Origin of the sequence: Vibrio panuliri (genome assembly GCF_009938205.1) — a bacterium.
Lineage (GTDB): Bacteria > Pseudomonadota > Gammaproteobacteria > Enterobacterales > Vibrionaceae > Vibrio > Vibrio panuliri.
The window spans coordinates 381378-402318 of the sequence record NZ_AP019655.1 but is presented as its reverse complement, the minus strand read 5'-3'; the positions used below and the strand labels follow the sequence as shown (position 1 = coordinate 402318).

The window sequence follows — 20941 nt, the reverse complement described above, 5'->3', positions numbered from 1 at the left end:
TGCTCTTCCCTGTTAACTGCAGTTAACTTTAACTCTCTCCTTGTTGTCGACTTCCCACTCACTTCAACAAGATCTAACATCTCAAAAGCTAATAATTTTAATCAGTTACTTAGCAAAGTAATGAATTTTGTACTTAACTGAGAGTAGGTTTATTTGATCTAAATAGGGAACGTCAATGGCTACTAGTGACAAAAAAGAACAACACTCTGTTACGCAGACTAAAAGCAATTTAGCCCAAACAAAAAACAAAGCATCTAAAACAAAGATAAGACTGTTTTCCCAAGTCAATATTAACGTTCCCTTGCCTCGAGAGATCGCGATAATCCTGCCTTCGTTCGCAAAACAACTCGAATCGGATCCCACTATCTTAAAACAAGAAAGTGATACATCTAGTTTACAAGCCGACAATCAAAATGGTGAATCGTTATCAAGCGAGCATAAAACATTTTCGCCTGTCAGTAAGATTGCAAACCAAGAAACCCAGCTCAAAGACGAAAAAGGTGAGATAAGTGACAGTATCGAAACGTCAGTCAGCCTTACACCTCATTCATCTCACCACTTATCAACGCACTATCTATCAACCAAACTGCATCCGATTGTTCATACTATTTCTACTCATTCATCACTCTCTGCGGTTACTTCGACTCCGTCAATACAACCAAACGTTTCTCATACCACACCTAACACAACGGCAGGTCCATCATCACACACGCCTCCCACCTTTGTTGATGAAACGATACAAGGCAAATATGGCACATTGCATGTAGGAGCGAACGGTCAATATACCTTTACCTTAGATCCCAAGTCTCCTGCTTATGTCCTATTACAAAAACAAGAGCTGGGAACGGATACATTTACTCTGCATCTTTCCGACGGAACAAAAGTCGTCGTACAAATTCCCGTTCACGGTACGCAAGACAATCCAACAATATCCGGAGACTTAACCGGCAGTGTGACTGAGGATCACAACGTCGACTCACAAGGATTTATAACCACCGGTGGAAAAATCGATGTTGTCGACCCCGATCATGATGAAAGCTCAGTACATGCAGAAACGCTCAACGGCAAATTTGGCTCTTTGACTATTGATGCAAATGGGCACTGGCAATATCGCGTTAATAACTCACTCACCAACATCCAAGCTTTGACAAGCCAAAAAGCGCTCCATGAATCGTTTACTATTCACACCAAAGATGGGACAGCCCAAGTCCTCAACATGACGATTGGCGGCTCCGATGATCAAGCATCTATCTCTGGTGGTTCAGGGGCAGTCATTGAAGATCAAAAAACCACGCTCAGCGGCGCGCTCTCTATCCATGATCCAGATGCAGGTCAAGACAGTTTCATTGCACATCAATACCAAGGGCAATTCGGACATTTAGACTTTAATAAAGATGGCACATGGCACTACGCTCTCGATAACAACAAATTAGAGGTTCAGCAGCTCGGTGGATCGGAAAGACATCATGACGTCTTTACCATCCAATCCGTCGACGGAACAACTCACTCGATTAACATCGAAGTAAGCGGCACTAACGATACGCCCACGATACACGGCCAATCTCATTCACTAAGTGAAGATGGTGCCATGCTTTCCGGACAGATGCATGGCAACGATATTGACAACCACGCCACTCTCAAATACTCCATACAAAAATCGGTGGCAGGACTTACATTTAACTCCGATGGCAGTTATACCTTTGATCCCTCGCACTCTGCCTACCAACACTTAGCTCAAGGTCAGTCTGAGACAGTGACGATTCCTGTCACTGTGACTGATGAGCATGGTGCCAGCGCTACCCAAAACTTAGAGATAGTGCTCACGGGTACTAATGATTTAGCGAAAATCTCTGGCGTCGACTCCGGTGACGTTCACGAAAATCAGGCGGGGCAAGACATGTCGCCTGACCATGCTCAACCGGGTATGGCAGTGCTGGGACAAAATACACTGACCACCAGCGGTAAATTGAGCATTAACGATCTCGATAACGGTGAGTCCGTATTTGATACGAATGGAGGAACATACTCCTACAGTGGTCAATATGGACATTTGCAACTTCATCGTGATGGCTCGTGGAACTACAGTGTCGCGGCGGGCACACATGATTGGCACCAAGGAAGTACGCCAACCACTGTTGGTTCGACGATCGACAAGCTCGGGGTTGGTGAAACTCTCACCGACACAATCACTGTTAGAACCAAAGATGGCACAACTCACGATATCGTTGTCACTATTCATGGTGATAATGATACACCTTACGTATCAAGTGAAGTGCAACTCAATTCTGGCAAAGAAGACACCATCCAAACCCTTACCGCAGCGGATTTACTTGCCAATGCGATTGATGTCGATCATAACGACCAAGGTCAACTTTCCATCGCAAACCTTATTGCCGATCATGGCTCTATTCGAGACAACCAAGACGGAACATACACCTATACCCCAGAGAGCAATTATCACGGCAAAGTACACTTTAGTTATGACATCAATGACGCCCACGGCGGCTCAACGCCAACAGGTGCCTCACTCGATCTCGCATCGGTAAATGATGCGAGTGTTCTAGCGGCAGGACAAGATTCAGGCTCGGTGACAGAGGACCATTTACGAGCTGGCACCACTGACCAACTCTGGTCTGGCTGGAGCAACTTGGATGTCACCGATGTAGACGGCACTTCCGAAGCAGAGATAGCCTTTATTGAAGTCAATGGTGTTAAGCACGCAGTACCGACAGATTTTGCGATGAATCTAACCGCTAATCATGGCTATTTCTCCACCACACACAGTACCGATGGTCACAACAAATGGAGTTATACCGCCGACAATGCCAATCCTGATATTCAGGGACTTAAGAGTGGACAACAGCTTCAAGACTCGATGGTGCTTATTACAAAAGACGGCACTCGAATACCTGTAACTGCCACCATTCAAGGTCAAGATGATCATGTCATCATTGACACACCAAATGCCCTAACAGCAGCAATCGGAACGGTGGTCGAGGATATCAAGACCACGGTTGCTGGCATGCTTCAAGCGCACGATCTCGATAAAGGTGATCATGTCACTTTTGAATTGGCAGGCTCAAGCTCCTCTCAAGCGGGTAGCTACGGTACCTTCTATGTTGATCGCGACGGACATTGGCATTATGACTTGGATGCTGCAAAAGTTGACTCGCTACTAAGTGGAGATGGCAAAGCTGAAACGTTTAACATTGTCGCGATCTCTAGTGATGGTTCACGCGCGACGCAGAAAGTAGAAGTGCTTGTTAAAGGTACCAATGATGCGGCAACCATTACCGGCGTGGACACCGGAGATGTCTATGAATCGACCTACGCTGATCGTTCTCCTGACTATCAGCGAGGTAATATTTCTCATCTTTGGAATGATCATATCCATACGTCCGGAAAACTCGATGTTGTCGACAGTGATGCTGGAGAAGCGCACTTCGATAACAATGCGCCAGCGTATCAATACTTTGGGCAGTATGGACGTTTGATACTTCAACCAGATGGAAATTGGAGCTATTACGCAGAGGTGGGGGATAGCGCAGTTGGACGTAAGATAGATGCACTCAATAATGGAGAAAATCTAACTGACACCATTACTATCCGCAGTGCCGATGGTACAACCCATGATGTCGTCATCACTATCCATGGCGACAACGACGCCCCTTTCGCATCCGGTGAAGTGCAACTGCAACCCGGCAAAGAAGACCAAACACAAATCTTAACCCAAGCCCAACTATTGTCGAATAGCATGGATGTTGATAGTAGTGATGCAGGCAAATTACACATAGACAATCTTCATGCTGACCACGGTTCGATTAGAGATAACCAAGATGGCACCTATACTTTCACGCCAGAAAAAGACTACAACGGTCAGGTCCATTTTACTTATGATGTCAAAGATGCTCATGGGGGCACGACAACCACCGGGGCGAACTTAGCTCTCGCGGCGACTCCTGATAATGCTCAAATTAGCTACGCCAACAGCGATCAGCATCAACTCGGCGTGACCGAAGATCGCAATTACATAGATACCCATGACAACCTACATTTTGATGGTAAATTGGACATCGTTGATCCTGACCAAGGGGAAGCGAAATTTGATATCAACCTCGGATCGCAAACCTATCAGGGTATTGGTTATGACACCAAACTCGGTGGTCATATCCTACTTATGCGAGATGGACGTTACACCTACACCATTCGGGACCATCAACCATTAGTACAAAATCTGAAGCAAGGTGAAACCATCACTGATGAGTGTGTGGTTAAATCAGAAGATGGCACTCTATTCACCATAAAAGTCAACATACACGGCACGAACGACGCCCCCACTCTAACCGCACAGCACCAATCAGTCACCGAAGACGGCGCAGTACTTTCGGGACAGATGATTGGGCAAGATGTCGACCATGATGCCACTCTTACCTATACGATTAACCACCCTATCGATGGGCTAACGTTTAATAGTGATGGCAGCTACACATTTGATCCGAGCCATTCGAGCTACCAACAGCTTAAAAATGGGCAGACTCAAACAATCACAGTCCCTGTAACGGTAACCGATGAACACGGGGCTAGCACAACACAAAATCTAGAGGTCAAGATAACTGGCACCGAGGATACCGCGCAAATCAGCGGGACCGATACCGGAACCCTTACCGAAGATAGGCATGTTCAAGGCGATGCTCAACACACCATCTTTACCACAGGTGTTCTAAACATAGTGGACGCCGATGCAGGAGAAGACCATTTTAGAGCAACACACAATGCCCATGCTCTCCATGATCCTTACGGTGGGACACTTACGATAGGCAAAGCTGGCGATTGGGCTTACAGTGTACCAAATGGAAACGTTCAGCATTTAGGGCAAGGGGAAACTCAGCAAGTTCAATATGAAGTGCAAAGTTTAGGTGGCGATAAACACATCATTACGCTAACCATCCATGGTACCAATGATGCTCCGGTGGTTTCCGCTGACGTGCAGCTCAGTGCAGGAAAAGAAGATACCACCCAAGTCATCACCTCTTCGGATCTACTGAGCAATGCCACGGATATTGATAACAACGACATCGGTCATCTCTCCGTGACCAATCTCGCCGTCGATCATGGCTCAATACTGGATAACGGTGACGGTACATTCACTCTAATTCCTGAAAAAGACTACAACGGACCGCTACATTTTCAATATCAAGTCAATGATGGACATGGTGGCACTGCACCTGCCTCAGCCTCGATGTCAGTTGCAGCAGTCAATGATCGCCCAATAGTCCAGCCAATTACGCAACAATTAAAAGAAGATTCAACCAATCATCATGTTATCGATCTACTAACAGGGGCTACCGATAAGGAAGGTGACACACTGTCGATTGCTCAAATCAGTTACTCCGTGGATGGTGCAACCAAAACAGGAAGTTTACCGGATGGGTTTACCCTTGGAGCGGATGGACATTCATTAGTCATCGATGCAACTCACTCTACTTTCCAGCACTTGGCAGTCGGTCAAACGCAGCAAGTCGTAGTAAACTATCTTATTGATGACGGGCACGGGGGACAAACTCCTCAAACCGCGACCTTTACCATTGAAGGCACTGATGACAAAGCAGTTCTAACATCCAACGTCATTCAAATGTCGGAATCAGAAGCATTAAGTAGTAAAACATCCATTTATCATGGCAACTTACAACTGACCGACCCAGATACTGGCGATCACACGCAATTTGCATTCAGTGGTCGATACATGGGGCAAGGCTACGCCCCGGGATCTTTGACCATCTGGCCTGATGGCTCCTATCAGTTCCGATTAGAATCGGCTTTCAACCGCCATGCTGACGACTTGGTTGACAGTTTACTCAAAGGCGAGTCGCTAGAGTTTCCCTATCAGGTACGAACAAGTGATGGGCAAAGGCTCAACATCATCGTTAAAGTTGTCGGTGAAGACGACCAAGCTCGAATTGAAGTGGGACAATATTCTACTTTAGACAATCATGCCTATGAGGATAACTTGTCACCAGGAGGCACTCCGAACCAAGTATGGAGTGGTGGTAACTTACATGTCGTAGATCCAGACCATGGGCAAGCAGGTTTCGTCACTCAAAACTTTGATACGCCAGAGGGTGGGCATTTCTCTATTAATGTTCGTGGTGGATGGCAATACACGATAGACAATGCAAAACTCCAACATCTTGGTGCAGGGCAAAGTTATCAAAAAACGTTCAGCGTCGAATCCATCGATGGCAGCGCACACCAAACGATAACCGTCACAGTGCATGGCACCAATGATGCGCCAGTAGTTACCTCATCAGTCGTTCTCACCCAAGGTCGAGAAGACACCCCTGTGATATTAAATGCATCAGAGCTATTAGCGCATGCTAGTGATGTTGATGATAATGCTCAACTGACCGTCAGCCACTTAAGTGTCGATCACGGTCAGGTTACCGATAACCATGACGGCACATACACCTATACCCCTGAGAAAAACTACAATGGTGCGGTACAGTTTAACTATGAGGTCACTGACGAACATGGTGCATCTGTACCAACATCAGCAACCTTAACGCTCGCCGCAGTCAATGACGCCGCAACCTTCACTGGCGACTCAGGTAACATCACTGAAGATAGCAATGTTCGCCATAATTTGCATATCACGGGCTCCCCGATCATACAAGATGCTCTTATGTGTCATGGGCATTTAGTCATCACCGATGTTGATGGGCAAGGTGAAGCGTCACTCGATTTACATGGGCAGCGCAGCTTAGCCCAAGATGGCACTTACGGACACTTTATCGTTACAGCGAGTGGTTCATGGGTTTATGCTGTTGATAACAACAATAGTCACGTTCAAGACTTAGACCGAGGACAAACTCTCACTGACAGCATCGAAGTCACCTCAAAAGATGGCACCAAACATTCAATCACAGTGACGATTAATGGCACAACCGATGCCCCTACCTTGCATAGCCTAAGTGATTCTAGCGTTCAGCATAGTGGAGCAATTGAAGGAAACCTCATTTCTGGTTTAGGCACGCACGAAGGAGTAAGTGGAGCTGCAACAGACACAGATTCCAATGCGCACCTGGTACTACAAGACATTCAAATAAAAGACCCTATTTCGGGCTATGTCACTGTTACCCCTGGTCATCCACATACGATGAACGGCATTGGTACCCTTGCCATAGAGGCGAATGGCCATTACACCTTTACACCCGATCCTGGCTTTACGGGGAGCGTACCAAGTATGATCTACCGTGTTGGTGATGTTGGCGGTCACTCAGTGAGTGATTCAGCTCAAAATCGGCTAACGATTGAAATCACACCACCAGCACAACATACGCCAACCGTCACCCCACAAGCTATTAGTAGCGATGAAGACCAAACTCATACATTTACCGCTGCTGAGTTTGGCTACCAGGATGCTGACCATGATGCGCTAGATCATATAACGATCACCCAATTACCAGCACATGGCGTCTTAGCCCTCAATGGCGCTGCTGTCACGACCAATCAACAAGTGTCCAAAGCTGACCTAGATGCAGGACACTTAACCTTTACACCACTCCAGAATCAAAATGGCGTGCATTATGCCGATTTTGAATTTACTGCAAATGACGGGCATCAAGACTCAGCTAGCGCATCCATGATCATTGACGTTAACGCCGTCAATGACGCGCCAAAAGTTGGCTCTAGCTTTACCAGTTTACTTGAAGACAATCAGCATAGTTTTAGCCAAGCCGACTTTAAATACACAGATGTTGATGGCGATTCACTGCACCATATCACCATTACCAATATCACGCATGGCACATTATCGCTCAATGGACGAGCAATCAATGTTGGTGATGACGTCGCCGCTGCCGATCTCTCCTCTTTGGTTTATACCCCGGCACTCAACTATCACAGTGTTGGAGCCAGTGGGTTAGGCGGCATTCAATATACCGCTAACGATGGACACACTGACTCTAAAGAAGGAATGTATATCATCAACATTGTCGCAGCACCTGATCCAGCGGTCTTTACTGGTGATTCAACAGGTCAAGCACAAGAAGACCTTCACACTCAAGTCACTGGCACTCTAAACGTAGCCGACCCGGATGGCACACAAGGCTTTATCGCCGTTCAGGGTGGCGTAGGCATTGTCGGTAGTAAAGGCTATGGACACGCGCATATTGATGGTTCTGGTCACTGGGTCTATAACCTTTACAACAACCATCCAATCGTCCAACAACTCAAGCAAGGAGAAACTGTCACTGAAACCATTACTGTGCAGGCAAAAGATGGCACAAGCCATGACATCGCCATCACCGTAACCGGCACCAATGACATTCCAACGGCTGCCGAAAAGAGACCCGCTAGCCACACAGTGACAGAAGACAGTCATCAAGTCTCTACTGGGCAGCTAATCACCCAAGATACGGACGGTGACACGCTCAGTTTAAGTGTCGACCCCAATCACGGTGCGAGTTTTGGCTCGATACAATTAGATAGCCACACCAACACTTGGACTTATCAACTCGATAACGCAAATCCTCAGGTAGACGCGCTTAATGACGGCGATGTTCTGCATGATACCTTTACGCTGCTCATTGATGACGGGCATGGAGGACAAACAAGCCAACAAATCACGATGACAATAAATGGGCATACAGATCCTGTTCCTTATACGCCACCAACCATCAGTGTATCGGTTGATACGCGCCATGCCCATCATGTTACGCCAACCATAACGGCACAAACTGTGAGGGATTTTGCCCAAAGTATCGGACAGACCGCGCACACGATGAGGGGTAACCATGAGATTAGTGGACATGATCATGCTGACATTATTATTGTTCAAGGTAGGTTAACCGAAGAAGCTGAGCTCAAAGATGGTAATGATATTCTCTTCATTGGTGGTCGACTTTCAGATGAAGAAATTGAAGGAGGACATGGTTCTGACACATTAATTTTAGGCGCCTATACCAAGCAAAATGCGCCACGTTTGCATGATCATGGTGAGAAACTTGGCAACATGGAGCTCGAAAGCATCGAGAACATCATTTTAGGTGATGGAACTGTGCTTAAAGGGCATCTACCTGCCAATTTCCCCGTAGCTAACCAAGATCATTACGAGTACTCTGTCGCCATTCACTCTCAACTTTCGTCATCAGACGAGACCGTTGCAGAAATTCGACTCACACATCTAGAAAACGGACTGAGCTTAAGCGACAACGGACAAGAAATCCACGCGAATCCAGATGGCAGCTATACGGTCCCCTCTGATGGACACTTTACTTTGGTATCAAACCAGCCTTTAACTGGAGCACATCCACATTTTGCAACTGAAGTGACGACTCACAATTCAGTCACTGGCGTAACAGCGGTAACCAGTGAAGATCTCCAAGGTCAGCTACATAGCCATATAACGCCACCGCCTCCTCCTCCGCCACCAGCATTCAGCCAGTCTGATGAAATACAAGATCCTGATGGTATTCAAGATGATATTGCGCTACTGGCAGATGACACCAATCCAGAGCAACATTTACCAGCGGAGCACCTCTCTGCCGAACAAAACCCAGCAACGCAAGATGACTCACAACACGGCGTGGCGGCTTACCTATCCGCACTAGGTCTTGAATCCTCTCAAGCAAATAATGATCAATTCGCTCGTAGCGAACTACCGGATGATATTGATATCGTTCTATCTGATGAGGCAACGACGTTTGATCCTTTACAGCCAGATGCTGATGGTCACGCAGACGTCGCCATGGACAGTGATAGTCTTGATGAAAAACATGATGACTTGATTGCCCCTGACGAGCATCATGATCATGGAGACCCGAATAACTTAAGCGACCCGTATTAGTCGAGCATGCTAATCGCATATAGAAAAAGCGGGCAGCCTATTCGCTGCCCGCTCTCTTTTAAACCAATTAGGGAATTGAGCTACCGTTCCCCAAAAGCAACACTGATATTTGAGTAAATTGGCTTCCATAAATATTGGAACACTGACTTTTCACCAGTTGTGATGTCAGCCTCGCCAGTCATACCGGGTAAGATTGCAAACCTCTCTGGGTCGTCATGGAAATAGGGTTTATCCACTGAAATCACCACCTCATAGAAGATTTCGCCTCGATCATTTTTACTCGTCGATGGCGAGATCTTGATGACTTCGCCCTGCAAAGCACCAAAGCGGCTATAGTCAAACGCATCCACTTTGACCCTTGCAGGCTGCCCTTCACTAACAAAACCAATATCTCGAGGTGAAAGCCTTGCTTTGAAATCCGCATTGCCAGCCAAAGGAACAATTTCGACCACAGTACCACCAGGCTGAATCACCCCACCAACTGGTGTGCTTGGCACGCTTTGTACTAACCCTTTGAGTGGAGAAGTCACAATAGTATTCGATACTTTTGCTTCACTCGATCTCACTCGAGCATTCAGAGCCGCCAAGTCTGAAACGGCTTTCGAGCGTTCATCACTGACTTTTACGCGTGCTTCTGCCAGCAACTGCTCGATTTTTTGCTCATTTGCCGCCCCTTGCTTCTCAAGCACTGACCGTTTACCGGCAGCTTCGGCAATTTGCTGCTCTATACTTGCCAGCTTTTGCCTCATTTCTAACACTCGCAAACGAGATATGTTGCCAGCCTTAAAACCTTTCTCGAGAATATTCAGCTCTTGTTTAGTGGCGAGTAACTGCTTCTCATAAGATGGCAGTGCTTTTTTAACCGCACTTAATTGCTCAGCAATCTGCTCACTCTCTTTTTCCAGAACAACTCGTTGTTGATAGAACAAGGCTTTCTGCGCACTAAGCTGCGCCTTCTGCTCACTGACTAACTCTGGATACTCCACAACATAGAGAGAAAAATCAGGCTCTCTTTGCTCAAGCAGTGCATTCATTCTCTCCACACTGAGTGTCAATGTCACCTGCTGTGATTTAAGTTCGTCTAGTGTGGTTTTCTGGAACGTTGCGTCAAACTCAACCAGTGCTTGCCCCGCTTCAACAACATCGCCTTCATTCACTAAAACACGTTTGAGCTTCCCGCCGATTTCACTTTGTAAGACCTGTCTTTCACCTTCAGGAATTACAGAACCCTTCGCTTTGGCAATCTCATCAACTTGGGTAACCAAAGACCAAACGACAAAAGCGAGTACACAAACAGATACAGCCCAAGTCGCGATGGAGAGTGACTTAGCTACGGCTTTCGACTCTACTAATTCGCCATATTCATAATTAGCCATTGGACACCTCTTTTATTGTATTTTCATCATCCTTTTCCCCGCTCTCTAGCGGTCCTGAATAAGCAATCGCGCCTTCATTTAATATCACGACCTTATCCGCTAACTTAATTAAATCTGGATCGTGAGAAGTAAACACGATGGTCGACTGGCCGCGCTTTTCCTCCACAAATTGGCTAAACACCCGTTTGGCTAGTGGGTTGTAATCAGGTACCGGGTTATCCATCAACATCAATTTGTAGTCGTATACAACCGCTTTAGCATCAATCAGCACTTGAGCGACGGTTCCCGACAAAATGTCAAAGAGACTGTCAGGGATCAGTGAACTAATCACGGTATCTAATCCATTGGGTAGTGAGTCAAACCAAGCTTTCCCTCCTACTAAATTCAGCGCATCAATCATCTGCTGCTCCGTGACTGGATTGCCATCGGCTAACCACTCCCGTACAGAAAGCGATAGCAAATCAGGGTAGGCAGCACGAATAAAGCACCAATGACGGAACAATTGCGAGTCGTACTGTGACAAGTTGACCCCATCAAGCTCAATTGCCCCGTTTTGTGCTAGTTGTAAGCCAGCCAGCATTTCAAGCAACGTCGATTTACCGCTACCTGAAGGACCGGCAATAGCGATAATCTCACCAGGCTCAACAGTAAAACTAACAGCAGAGAGCGCAGGTTTAACCTGCTTTGGGTACCTAAACGTAAGTTGATCAACCTTGATAGAAGGTGCTTGCTTTGGCAAGGGATGGTGCTGATAACTAAAATCGCGTTCTGATGGTTGGCTAAGAAGGCGATTAATCTGAGTTTTAGATTGATTAAAACTAGCAAACCTTGTCGCACTATTTGCTAGCATTTGAGCTGGTCCTGTAATGCGAGAGATCAGCATCATCGAAGCGATCAAGCCACCTGGAGTCAGTACATCTTCGAATATCAGACCAATGCCTAACCCCATAACAGCAATCGTTGAGCATAATGAGATAGCATAATAAATCGACGTATATTTATGCTGTTTTGTTGCCTGCTCAAAGCCAATTTTAGACGCAAGGAAGTTCGCTTTCTCAAAGCGTTTCAACCAATAAACCGCAAAGCCAGAGCTTCGCAGAAAAATCAGTTTATCTGACAGTTCGTTAACTAGGTTTTGTCGGTTGGTTCCTGCAATCGTTGACTGCATCGAACTTTTTCGCGAAGCTTCTATTGCTCGTTGGGCAACAATGGCAAAGATAATAAGAGCAACAACAGGAACAAGTACTAGCCAGCCCGCTAATATACCAATCGCGAGAATGAAAATAAGCACAAACGGGATATCAAACAGCGCGCTTCCCAATGGGCCGGACAATACACCCGATATCCTTTCTGAGAGTAAGACTTGATTTTGTTGGTTTGAAACGGTTGATTGCTGATTTTGCGCATAAGAGTTACTCAGCAACTTTTTGATTAATGCCTGAGAAATCTCGCGACTCACCCTATTCGCTAAACTGACTAAAACCCGACTTCGAAGTGTTTTGAGCAAGCCCATCATAAAGAAAAGCAAACCCGCGCCAATGGCAATCCCCATTAACTCATGAGCAGCATCTCCCCCAATCACGTGATCATAAATCGCCATAGTGATAAACGGAATACTCAGCGCAAACAGATTAATAAACAGGCTAACAAGCATAAGCTTAGGCAGCATCGCCTTAAAGATACTAAGGCGTTCCCCGACCCAATCTGTTGCGTACTTTTCTAAGGGGACACCCAAAACCACAACATAAAAAGCGGGATGAGTACTGGAGTCGTCTAATGGCGAATGACCAAGCACTTCGATCGTCTCATCACTAAAAAATGCCAAAGCATGCTGTGATTCATGCTCGGTAAGCCGCTTAGGCACAACCTCATAAGGGAGATGGATGCGGTCAAGTAAAGAGAGCAACTCATCTGTATTATGGATGCCGTTTTCCTCAATCCACTGCTTGGCAAACAACTGAATATTGGTGCTCACTTCCATGTTTTTTAGCAGCGTGACACTCGCCAACTCGTAACTGTTCATCATAGTGAAGCTCCTTGCCCAGTTTTGCTCACCAACACCGTATTGCTGGCGAGAGCCACCAGCGTTGGGTTATGTGATACAAGCAAAATAATACGACCTTGGTCTTTCTCTTCTTGCAATACTTGAGCAAGTGCAGCTAAACCATCTAGATCTAACGAGGCATCAGGTCTATCCAAAACTACTACGCTTGCAGGAGACGCTAGCTGAGCGGCAATATTCAAAAGCTTGGTATTACCCATGCTCAATGCATTAACAGCGGTGTGACCCACTTTCGTTTCCAAACCATCATTCAATTGAGATAGCTTCCGCCACAGACCTAGTTTCTTAGCATAACCCGTCGCCCTCTCTATACGTCCTGCATCAAAACCACATAAGTTATCGAGCAGTGAGCCACTGACCAATTGCGCTTTAACGCCTACATAAGATGTGTAGAACTGGAATGATTCCAGCGGGATCTCTTGCTGATTAATGAAGACCGTGCCACTTTGACTCTCGTCCACACCCGCTATAACTGCAGCAAAAAAGCTATCAATATGGCGCTCATCACTCGATATAAGTACGGTGCTGCTTTGTTTAACATCAAAAGAGGCATGGTAATCAACTCCAAAGCGCCGAGCTGTCAGCTTATCGACAGAAAGACTACTGATACTTTCCGAACTGACTGACTCTGAGTGCTGTTTTGGCAAAGTCTGTATGTTTTGAATCGCACGATTGGCTGAGTGAATGGTATTCAATTTTACACGCATACCAATAAGAGCACTGAGAGGGGCAACAGCGCGACCAGACAAAATTGAACACGCAGCCAAGCCACCAGTTGTGAGTGCTCCATCTAAAACCCATAGACTCCCGGTGACCACAATCACGACTGATGTCATCAACGACGCTAGCTGAATAAACTCTAATGCAAACGCATTCTGTTGCTCTTCACTCGATTTAGACAAATACCGAGCATCATTTGCACGTTTAAACTGGCTATAAAGCCGTGACTCTACCGCTTGGCGTTTTATGCCTTGTATAGTTTGTCCAAGTAGCAGCATAAAGCCTTTTCGTTCTTGGTCTTTCTCAAGAGCAATATCACTGAGTCGTTTAGATTTAGTCGACACAATAAAAACCACTGCACAAGCCGTCACCCAAACAGCGATAGGCACGAGAACAAGGCTACCACCGATGTAATAAACCAGACCGAGAAACAGCAAAGCAAAAGGCAGATCGATAAAGCCAGAGATTATTCCACCGGAATACCACTCTCTCACTTTAACGATATTTGAAAGCCCATTATCAACCCCTGCTGCGCCAAGATTACGCAGGGCATTGGGTTTCGATTGGGTGATGGCAGTGACAAGCTCAGCAAAAGTTGTATTTTCAGTATTACTCGCAGCAGCCGAAAGCAGCCAACTTCTCACATACCGAATAAGCGCCTCCAGTATGACCGCAGTGCTTGCACCACCAATCAGCATTGTTGCCGTGCCGTAACTTTGATTAGGAAGAATTCGATCGTAAATCTGTAAAACCGTTAATGGCACGGCGAGAGACAAGAGATTGATCAGAATTGAAGGAAGCATCACCTTCCCGATAACATCCTTATTAACCGCTCGTGTTATTTGCATACCTAGCCCCTATTTATCCTTATAGATTAAGGTTGGTACACAGTTTGTAGTTATTCAAGTTAAGGTGCTGAATATTCGGTTAAATTTTCTAATACTGCGATAATCAGTCAGCAGCGTCTCACTCAGGAAAATTAGCTCAAGCTTTTAATGTTTTATTCGACAATGAGAAATACAGACGATTAAGCAGTGCAATATCAATAAGCCTACCTCACTACACTCGTTACTTATTGCTGCCCTAAGCTAAGCACCTATTTTCTTTTTCGAAAACATAATCTATCAATTTGCAGAAATCCTGTTCTATAGCTCTATCATTCAAAGCAGAATCATTAACCAATGAGAGTTCCAAACTATCGACTACAAAACGTTTTATCCAAATCTTGTGCGTATAGAGAAATAGCTCGCTGATACTCTTTAATAGCACTACTATTTGTAGTTGATACCAAAAGTTCAAGCAGCAATGATGTCGCTTCTTTATGGCGTCCCAAATTGTAAAGACACATAGCGTAGAAAGGCTGAACTTCGATGCAATTAGGATACTCATTTAAAGTTTGCTCGAAATAACCTAACGCTTCTGAATACATGCCAAGGCTTCTATAGGTGCTCGCCAACCCAAACAAAGCATCAAACCTTTCTGCCAACGAAAGTAAGCCTGAAAGAGATGATAAATAGTGATTAACTGCTTCTTGCTCCTTTCCCTCATTGTCATACGACCAAGCAATTTGTAAATGAGCTTTAGCATAATAACTCTCATTATCTAAAAGTGCGGTAAGCAAAGCCCTCGACTCTTGATACTTAGCCTCTTTTCGCAACGCTATTGCTTGTTTTATGATAGTTTCCATAGTTTCCCTCGGAGCTGACAAGACCCAGTTAAGTTGTACAGCATGGCTTTACAATTACAACTTTATACTAACTTAACGACTCATTCTTACATATAGTAAATATACCGCACGTGGCCAATCACTCTTTGAAGATTTAATACTGATCATATGCGTCCTACTACAAGAATCGCCGCAGCCACACAGCCATATCATCGGTTACTCCAACCACATGTTCACCAGAGACATAACCCCCATATTGTTCGTTTCTGTGCCATACAAGTTATCTGCTCGAGTTACGGTGAAATGGTTGCGCCAGAGAGGGCAATAATAATAGTTTTGGATAAGCCAATCTTCCGCTCGATAAAGCTTGTGTAGAAACTCCTCACTATTGCTACTTTCCTGCATAAGCATATCAATAAAGAATAGTAGGCTTTGCTTTCCACGTTCAGGTAAACAGAGTCTAAATACATTGCCGCAAAGTAGCCACTCGTAATACTGGAACGTCAGATCGTCACCAAAAACGTAGCAGTCATAGGAAACATCAATAGCAGTATTTTGAGACTGTCCTCGAATACATACCTGCCAAACAACCCCTTTTTGAGACAACTCATCGAGCAAAGGCTTTAACTCACTCATATGGCTATCTATCACTTCAATGACCACCGGACGAGTCGGTAGTTTCATATCGTGATTGAACAAGTGAAATCCCTTATCTTGATGGCAATCCATTAAGCTATTCGCGACTCTTTTTTGGCTACCTAACGAAAAACGCCGACTATGATGAACAATCCAAGCTCTTTCTTGAGCGGATAATGCGCCCACATGATGATGAAACTGCATCACAGCACACCCGCTGCGGTCGATTTTTTGAGGCTGAGCGGGTTGGGATTCGCTGTAAATCAGTTCTGCTACATGCATAGGTGTTTGAGGTTGAGCATCGCCACACCAAAACTCTACTCGTTCAATATGGCCCCCAAAACCAAAATAATGGTTATTGCGAACCAAACTCCAATATTGTTTTTCCAAATTTTCGACTCGGTATGCCCCGCACCCAATGGGACTTGAAGCCTGATAATCAAAAATCGCACTGTGTGAGTCAGCTAACAGATGCAGGAAAATGGGGTCAGATTGACGCATAGAAAAAATAACCCACTGCTTATCTATGTCGATACGCTCTACATGACGAAATAAAATTTGGTATGGATGCGGCGTCGTGAGCCGCATTTCGATATTTTTTTTGACAAATTCCGGTGTCAGCGCCTCTCCATTGTGCATTACTATGTCATTGCGGATGCGGAGACGGATTTGCATGTCACTGTAATGAAACTGGTGAGCGATATGAGGCACAATTTCATTCTGAATAGGATTGTATCGAACTAAAGTATCAAAGACGCTTTCGATGAGTAAAACAGAACGAGCGGACTGTGCCAAATGAGGATGCCATTCAGGAAGAATATAAGGCACCAAATACATTAAAGTGTTCTGCTTTTTCAATTCTTGTTGCGCATCTCCTAACCAAAGAGGTAAGTGATCTTGAAACAGGTGACCTTTGCTAAATTGAGTAGCTAGTCGAAACGCCTGATTCATCCTGCCAGACCGAGCCATTCGCTCTAGTTGAGTCAGTAGTGAAGCTTCAAAACTTTGTAGTAGTGTCAGTTTCGAACAATGTCCTCGCCCCTGCCCCGGAGCCCAATGAAGAAGCCCAAAACTGTCAAAAGAAGCCATTAGCTTACTCACGTACCTTTCTGAACAGTTCAAAATTTCAGCAAGAGTGCCAATATCAACATCATAAGTTTCACCGCGAGAAAAATGTTTCTCGAGCTGTTTTAAACGCTGTAGATGACTCGCAGACAACACCTGAGAACCTAGCATATCGACCTCAAAAATATATTTATTAGATACAACGGCTCACTCTGATACTTGACGACCGAACGTAATATTGTTTTTTCTCTTTTCACGAATCGAGATTAATAGAGATGTACGATCTGACCAACTAAGAATCCCACCAAAAAAACTAAACCTGACAAACGTGGACGGCTTCGGCTTTGAGCTTGTACCACTGTCAGCGTTTTAGGTGGTTCTGGTAAGTACTGCTTCGCATTTAAAGTATAGAAGGTATAGTCTAAAGGGTTCATGGTGTCGCTCACACTGCAATGGGGTATGCCGCTATTATTAGCGAACATACACGAAGTAATAATGTCCTGTTGAAAAAAAACAGTTCACCTTTTTTGTGAGGTCTTTAGACGTTTATTAACAATTGAGACATTACTATAATCTCAACGCCCTCTTTTCGAATGTAAGCATATTCTTCTAGGGTTTGTTCTAACTTTATGACGCGTAAATAACTAAGGGAATTGAATTGCAGCTCATTCGATAACATATAAACACTGTTCGACGATTTGTTCGCTCATTAATGAGAAATGGAGCTATGAAAATATGAGAGAAAACAACATCACCGCTTCCTATGTGAATGAAGATGGCGAAGAGATAAAAATTAGCACTTCAGAGTTGAATATACACTTAGATAATGATCAAATTTTAACCATTGCAAATTCTCGCAGGCAAAGTGGGAATGGTATTTCAATATCTGATCATAGCGCTAACGACGAAAAACGTAGAACATACTCCGTACTACAAGTAACACCTTGTGCATGTAATGTTATAGAGTTAACTTCCATAAAAGAACTTTACAAGCATTCAGAATAAGGGAGTTAGATTGTGCAGTCTGGATATCAAGTTTAGTTTTTTCGGAAACTGATTTCTGTCGGTGATAACGCTGTGCGTCTGAATTACCTACGTGACCGACTTTCAAACTCATTGTGAACAAGTTGACCACAACAACACTAACTTTTGAAAAGAATAAAACCCCGAATAGTCAGGGTTTTATTCTACAAGGAAATAAGAACACTTACGAATTAGCTATGGGCGCCATTCCACACGATATCACGGTAACGTGTTGGGTTGGTGTCACCTTCAGTACTAAAGATCATCACAATCGAGTCAGAACCAAGTCCTAATTGGTCAGCAAACACCTTGCCTTCATCTGTTGTCATTAGTCGGTACAGAATACCCATTGTGATGGCGCCAGATTCGCCACTGATTACTGCTTGGTCACCTTTTAGAGGGTTACCTAAGATACGCATACCTAGTGCTGCAATGCTGTCGTCAGCCGATACGCAAGCATCAGAGCAGTCTCGTAGGATTGGCCAAGTAACTGGGTTTGGCTCACCGCAAGCAAGACCAGCCATGATAGATGTTAAATCGCCTGTTACTGGCGTCATGTCGCCAGCATCAGCTGAACGGAAAATGCAGTCAGCAGCACTTGGTTCACCGATGATCGCTTTGAAATTGTCAGCACCTAATACATCAGCAAAGTAACCGAGAACACCGCCTGCCATCGCGCCCACACCAGCCTGAAGCATAACGTGTGTTGGCGTCATATTTTCAGTTTGCGCTTGTTCAAGTGCCTCATCAGCCATTGTGATGTAGCCTTGTGAAATCCAAGTTGGGATAGTTTCATAACCTTCCCATGCAGTATCTTGTACTAGTGTCCAGCCATTTTCATCTGCTGTTTGGCTTGCTAAACGCACGGTGTCATCGTAATTGACGTCAGTAACAATACACTCAGCGCCTAAGCCACGGATTCGGTCAACGCTTGCTTGGGGTGAACCTTTGGGCATATATACTACCGCTTTTTGTCCCATTTCACGAGCCGCCCATGCGACACCAGTACCATGGTTGCCAGCAGTCGCAGTAGTAAACACAAGAGGTTTGGGTAGTTTTTCTGATACTGTTTTTAAGTCGATTTCGCTGATATCCATATTTAGGTGATCGGCGAGTAGGCGACCTAGTGCGTAAGAGCCACCAAGAACTTTAAACGCGTTGAGACCAAAACGTTTTGATTCGTCTTTAACTAGAATAGCTTTTACACCCAAGTGTTGCGCTAATGCTGGTAGAGAAACGAGTGGTGTCGGTTGGTAACCGTCAATTTGTTGGTGGAATGCGCGTGTTTGCTTAGCGGCTTTATGAGTAAATAAAGAGCTAGTTTCACCGTTATAGTTTGAATTCAGAGATAGTTTCAACATGGCAGGCACTTAAATTAAATTGTGTGGATGAAGGGCGATAGCAATCGCCCCGAGCGTCATTATTTGATATAAGCGATCGCTTCTACTTCGACTAGAGCATCTTTTGGCAGGCGACCTGCTTGAATGCAAGAACGCGCAGGTGCACAGTCTGTACCAAATACTTCAGTATATACTTCGTTGAATACCACGAAATCTTCCATATTAGCTAAAAAGCAGGTTGTTTTTAGAACCGTATCGATACCTGCGCCACTTTGCTCAAGAATCGCTTTTAGGTTCGCTAGTGATTGACGAGCTTGTTCTCTAATTCCACCTTCAGGAAATGCCATAGTCTCAGGATCTAGAGGCAATTGGCCTGAAGTAAATACTAGCTCTTTAAATGCTAGAGCTTGTGAGTATGGGCCAATAGCTGCTGGTGCAGATTCAGTATGAATTTGAGTTTTCATATATTTTTATTCCATTATTCCGATTTGTATTCACGAATGTATTTGTAGATCGCGTGACGTGTGATGCCAAGACGCTCAGAAACAAATGCAGTCGCCTCTTTCAGTTCAAAAATGCCGTTATCAAGTAAAATTTTGGTAATGGCTTTGTTTTTACCTTTCAAGTTAATCGTTGAGTCACTCTCAACATCTTTGATTGCATGTTCGAGAGCGTGCTCTATTACCTCTGTCGGTGAAGAGCCAAAGTTCTCATGCATGCCAACTTTGGCAGTATCTGGCATTAGTGTTCTGATGATTTCCGGAAATGGATGTGAAAGATTCATATTGATACAGAACAAACCAATAGGCTTGTTCTCATCACCTGCTACAACACAAGTTGTTGATTTGAGCAGAGAGCCATCTTTGCTTGTAGTAAAGTAACTTTTAGGGGTGACCTCGCCAGTGCTTTCAAATACTCCAAGCATTTTTAATCCCATATCTGTAATCGGTGACCCGACTTCACGACCAGTATGATGACCATTGACGATTTTCACTACTGACTTCTCAAAGCTATCAAATGAGTGAATAACGACCTCACAATGTGGACCGATGAAATCAGCGATCGTATCAGCTAAGCGAAAGTACGCCTGCAAACGCTCTCTGTCACTTTCTGTAAACTCTACATTAAAAGATTTGTATTTGGTTGCATTCATTGTAAGGACACTACAGTTAACTTTACTTCAATCCATTCTCTGTTTTTTAGTTGGAA

The 20941-nt window shown here is 44.8% G+C and carries 11 protein-coding genes; 2 read left to right on the top strand and 9 right to left on the bottom strand.

Annotation, left to right across the window (positions count from 1 at the left end):
• Nucleotides 1-175: 175 nt before the first annotated feature.
• The gene (locus GZK95_RS16630) at nucleotides 176-9844 is read left to right on the top strand and encodes a VCBS domain-containing protein (protein WP_075715933.1); all 9669 of its coding nucleotides are present in this window, start codon (nucleotides 176-178) and stop codon (nucleotides 9842-9844) included.
• 80 nt (nucleotides 9845-9924) lie between these two features.
• Here GZK95_RS16630 and GZK95_RS16625 read toward each other — a convergent pair whose 3' ends face one another.
• The 6 genes from GZK95_RS16625 to GZK95_RS22130 all read right to left on the bottom strand — a co-directional run bounded on the left by GZK95_RS16625 (nucleotide 9925) and on the right by GZK95_RS22130 (nucleotide 17803).
• Nucleotides 9925-11220 carry an HlyD family type I secretion periplasmic adaptor subunit gene (locus GZK95_RS16625; RefSeq protein ID WP_075715934.1) on the bottom strand — a complete coding sequence of 432 codons (1296 nt, stop codon included), beginning with the start codon at nucleotides 11218-11220 and terminating at the stop codon, nucleotides 9925-9927.
• Nucleotides 11213-13246: a peptidase domain-containing ABC transporter gene (locus GZK95_RS16620; protein ID WP_075715935.1), complete on the bottom strand. Its 2034-nt coding sequence runs from the start codon at nucleotides 13244-13246 to the stop codon at nucleotides 11213-11215. Before GZK95_RS16620 ends, GZK95_RS16625 begins: the two co-directional genes overlap by 8 nt.
• Nucleotides 13243-14850 (bottom strand): ABC transporter transmembrane domain-containing protein, encoded by a 1608-nt coding sequence (locus GZK95_RS16615; RefSeq protein WP_075715936.1) that lies wholly within the window; start codon nucleotides 14848-14850, stop codon nucleotides 13243-13245. Before GZK95_RS16615 ends, GZK95_RS16620 begins: the two co-directional genes overlap by 4 nt.
• Nucleotides 14851-15197: 347 nt before the next feature.
• Complete coding sequence (locus GZK95_RS16610) at nucleotides 15198-15689, bottom strand: tetratricopeptide repeat protein (protein WP_075715937.1); 492 nt, start codon at nucleotides 15687-15689, stop codon at nucleotides 15198-15200.
• Nucleotides 15690-15884: 195 nt separating this feature from the next.
• Nucleotides 15885-17540, bottom strand: coding sequence for an SgrR family transcriptional regulator (locus tag GZK95_RS16605; protein ID WP_075715938.1), 1656 nt, complete (start codon nucleotides 17538-17540; stop codon nucleotides 15885-15887).
• Nucleotides 17541-17635: 95 nt separating this feature from the next.
• Nucleotides 17636-17803 carry a hypothetical protein gene (locus tag GZK95_RS22130; RefSeq protein ID WP_170296240.1) on the bottom strand — a complete coding sequence of 56 codons (168 nt, stop codon included), beginning with the start codon at nucleotides 17801-17803 and terminating at the stop codon, nucleotides 17636-17638.
• Between the two features lie 301 nt (nucleotides 17804-18104).
• Here GZK95_RS22130 and GZK95_RS16600 point away from each other — a divergent pair, with 301 nt between their 5' ends.
• Nucleotides 18105-18374: a hypothetical protein gene (locus GZK95_RS16600; RefSeq protein WP_075715939.1), complete on the top strand. Its 270-nt coding sequence runs from the start codon at nucleotides 18105-18107 to the stop codon at nucleotides 18372-18374.
• Nucleotides 18375-18583: 209 nt separating this feature from the next.
• Here the strand turns inward: GZK95_RS16600 and dpaL are convergent, their stop codons facing one another.
• Genes dpaL through GZK95_RS16585 form a run of 3 tightly spaced genes read right to left on the bottom strand, consistent with a single transcriptional unit; the run spans nucleotide 18584 to nucleotide 20885 of the window.
• Nucleotides 18584-19753, bottom strand: coding sequence for a diaminopropionate ammonia-lyase (dpaL, locus tag GZK95_RS16595; protein ID WP_075715940.1), 1170 nt, complete (start codon nucleotides 19751-19753; stop codon nucleotides 18584-18586).
• 59 nt (nucleotides 19754-19812) lie between these two features.
• Nucleotides 19813-20196 (bottom strand): RidA family protein, encoded by a 384-nt coding sequence (locus tag GZK95_RS16590; protein ID WP_075715941.1) that lies wholly within the window; start codon nucleotides 20194-20196, stop codon nucleotides 19813-19815.
• A 14-nt stretch (nucleotides 20197-20210) separates the two neighbouring features.
• Nucleotides 20211-20885 (bottom strand): helix-turn-helix transcriptional regulator, encoded by a 675-nt coding sequence (locus GZK95_RS16585; protein ID WP_075715942.1) that lies wholly within the window; start codon nucleotides 20883-20885, stop codon nucleotides 20211-20213.
• Nucleotides 20886-20941: the final 56 nt, after the last annotated feature.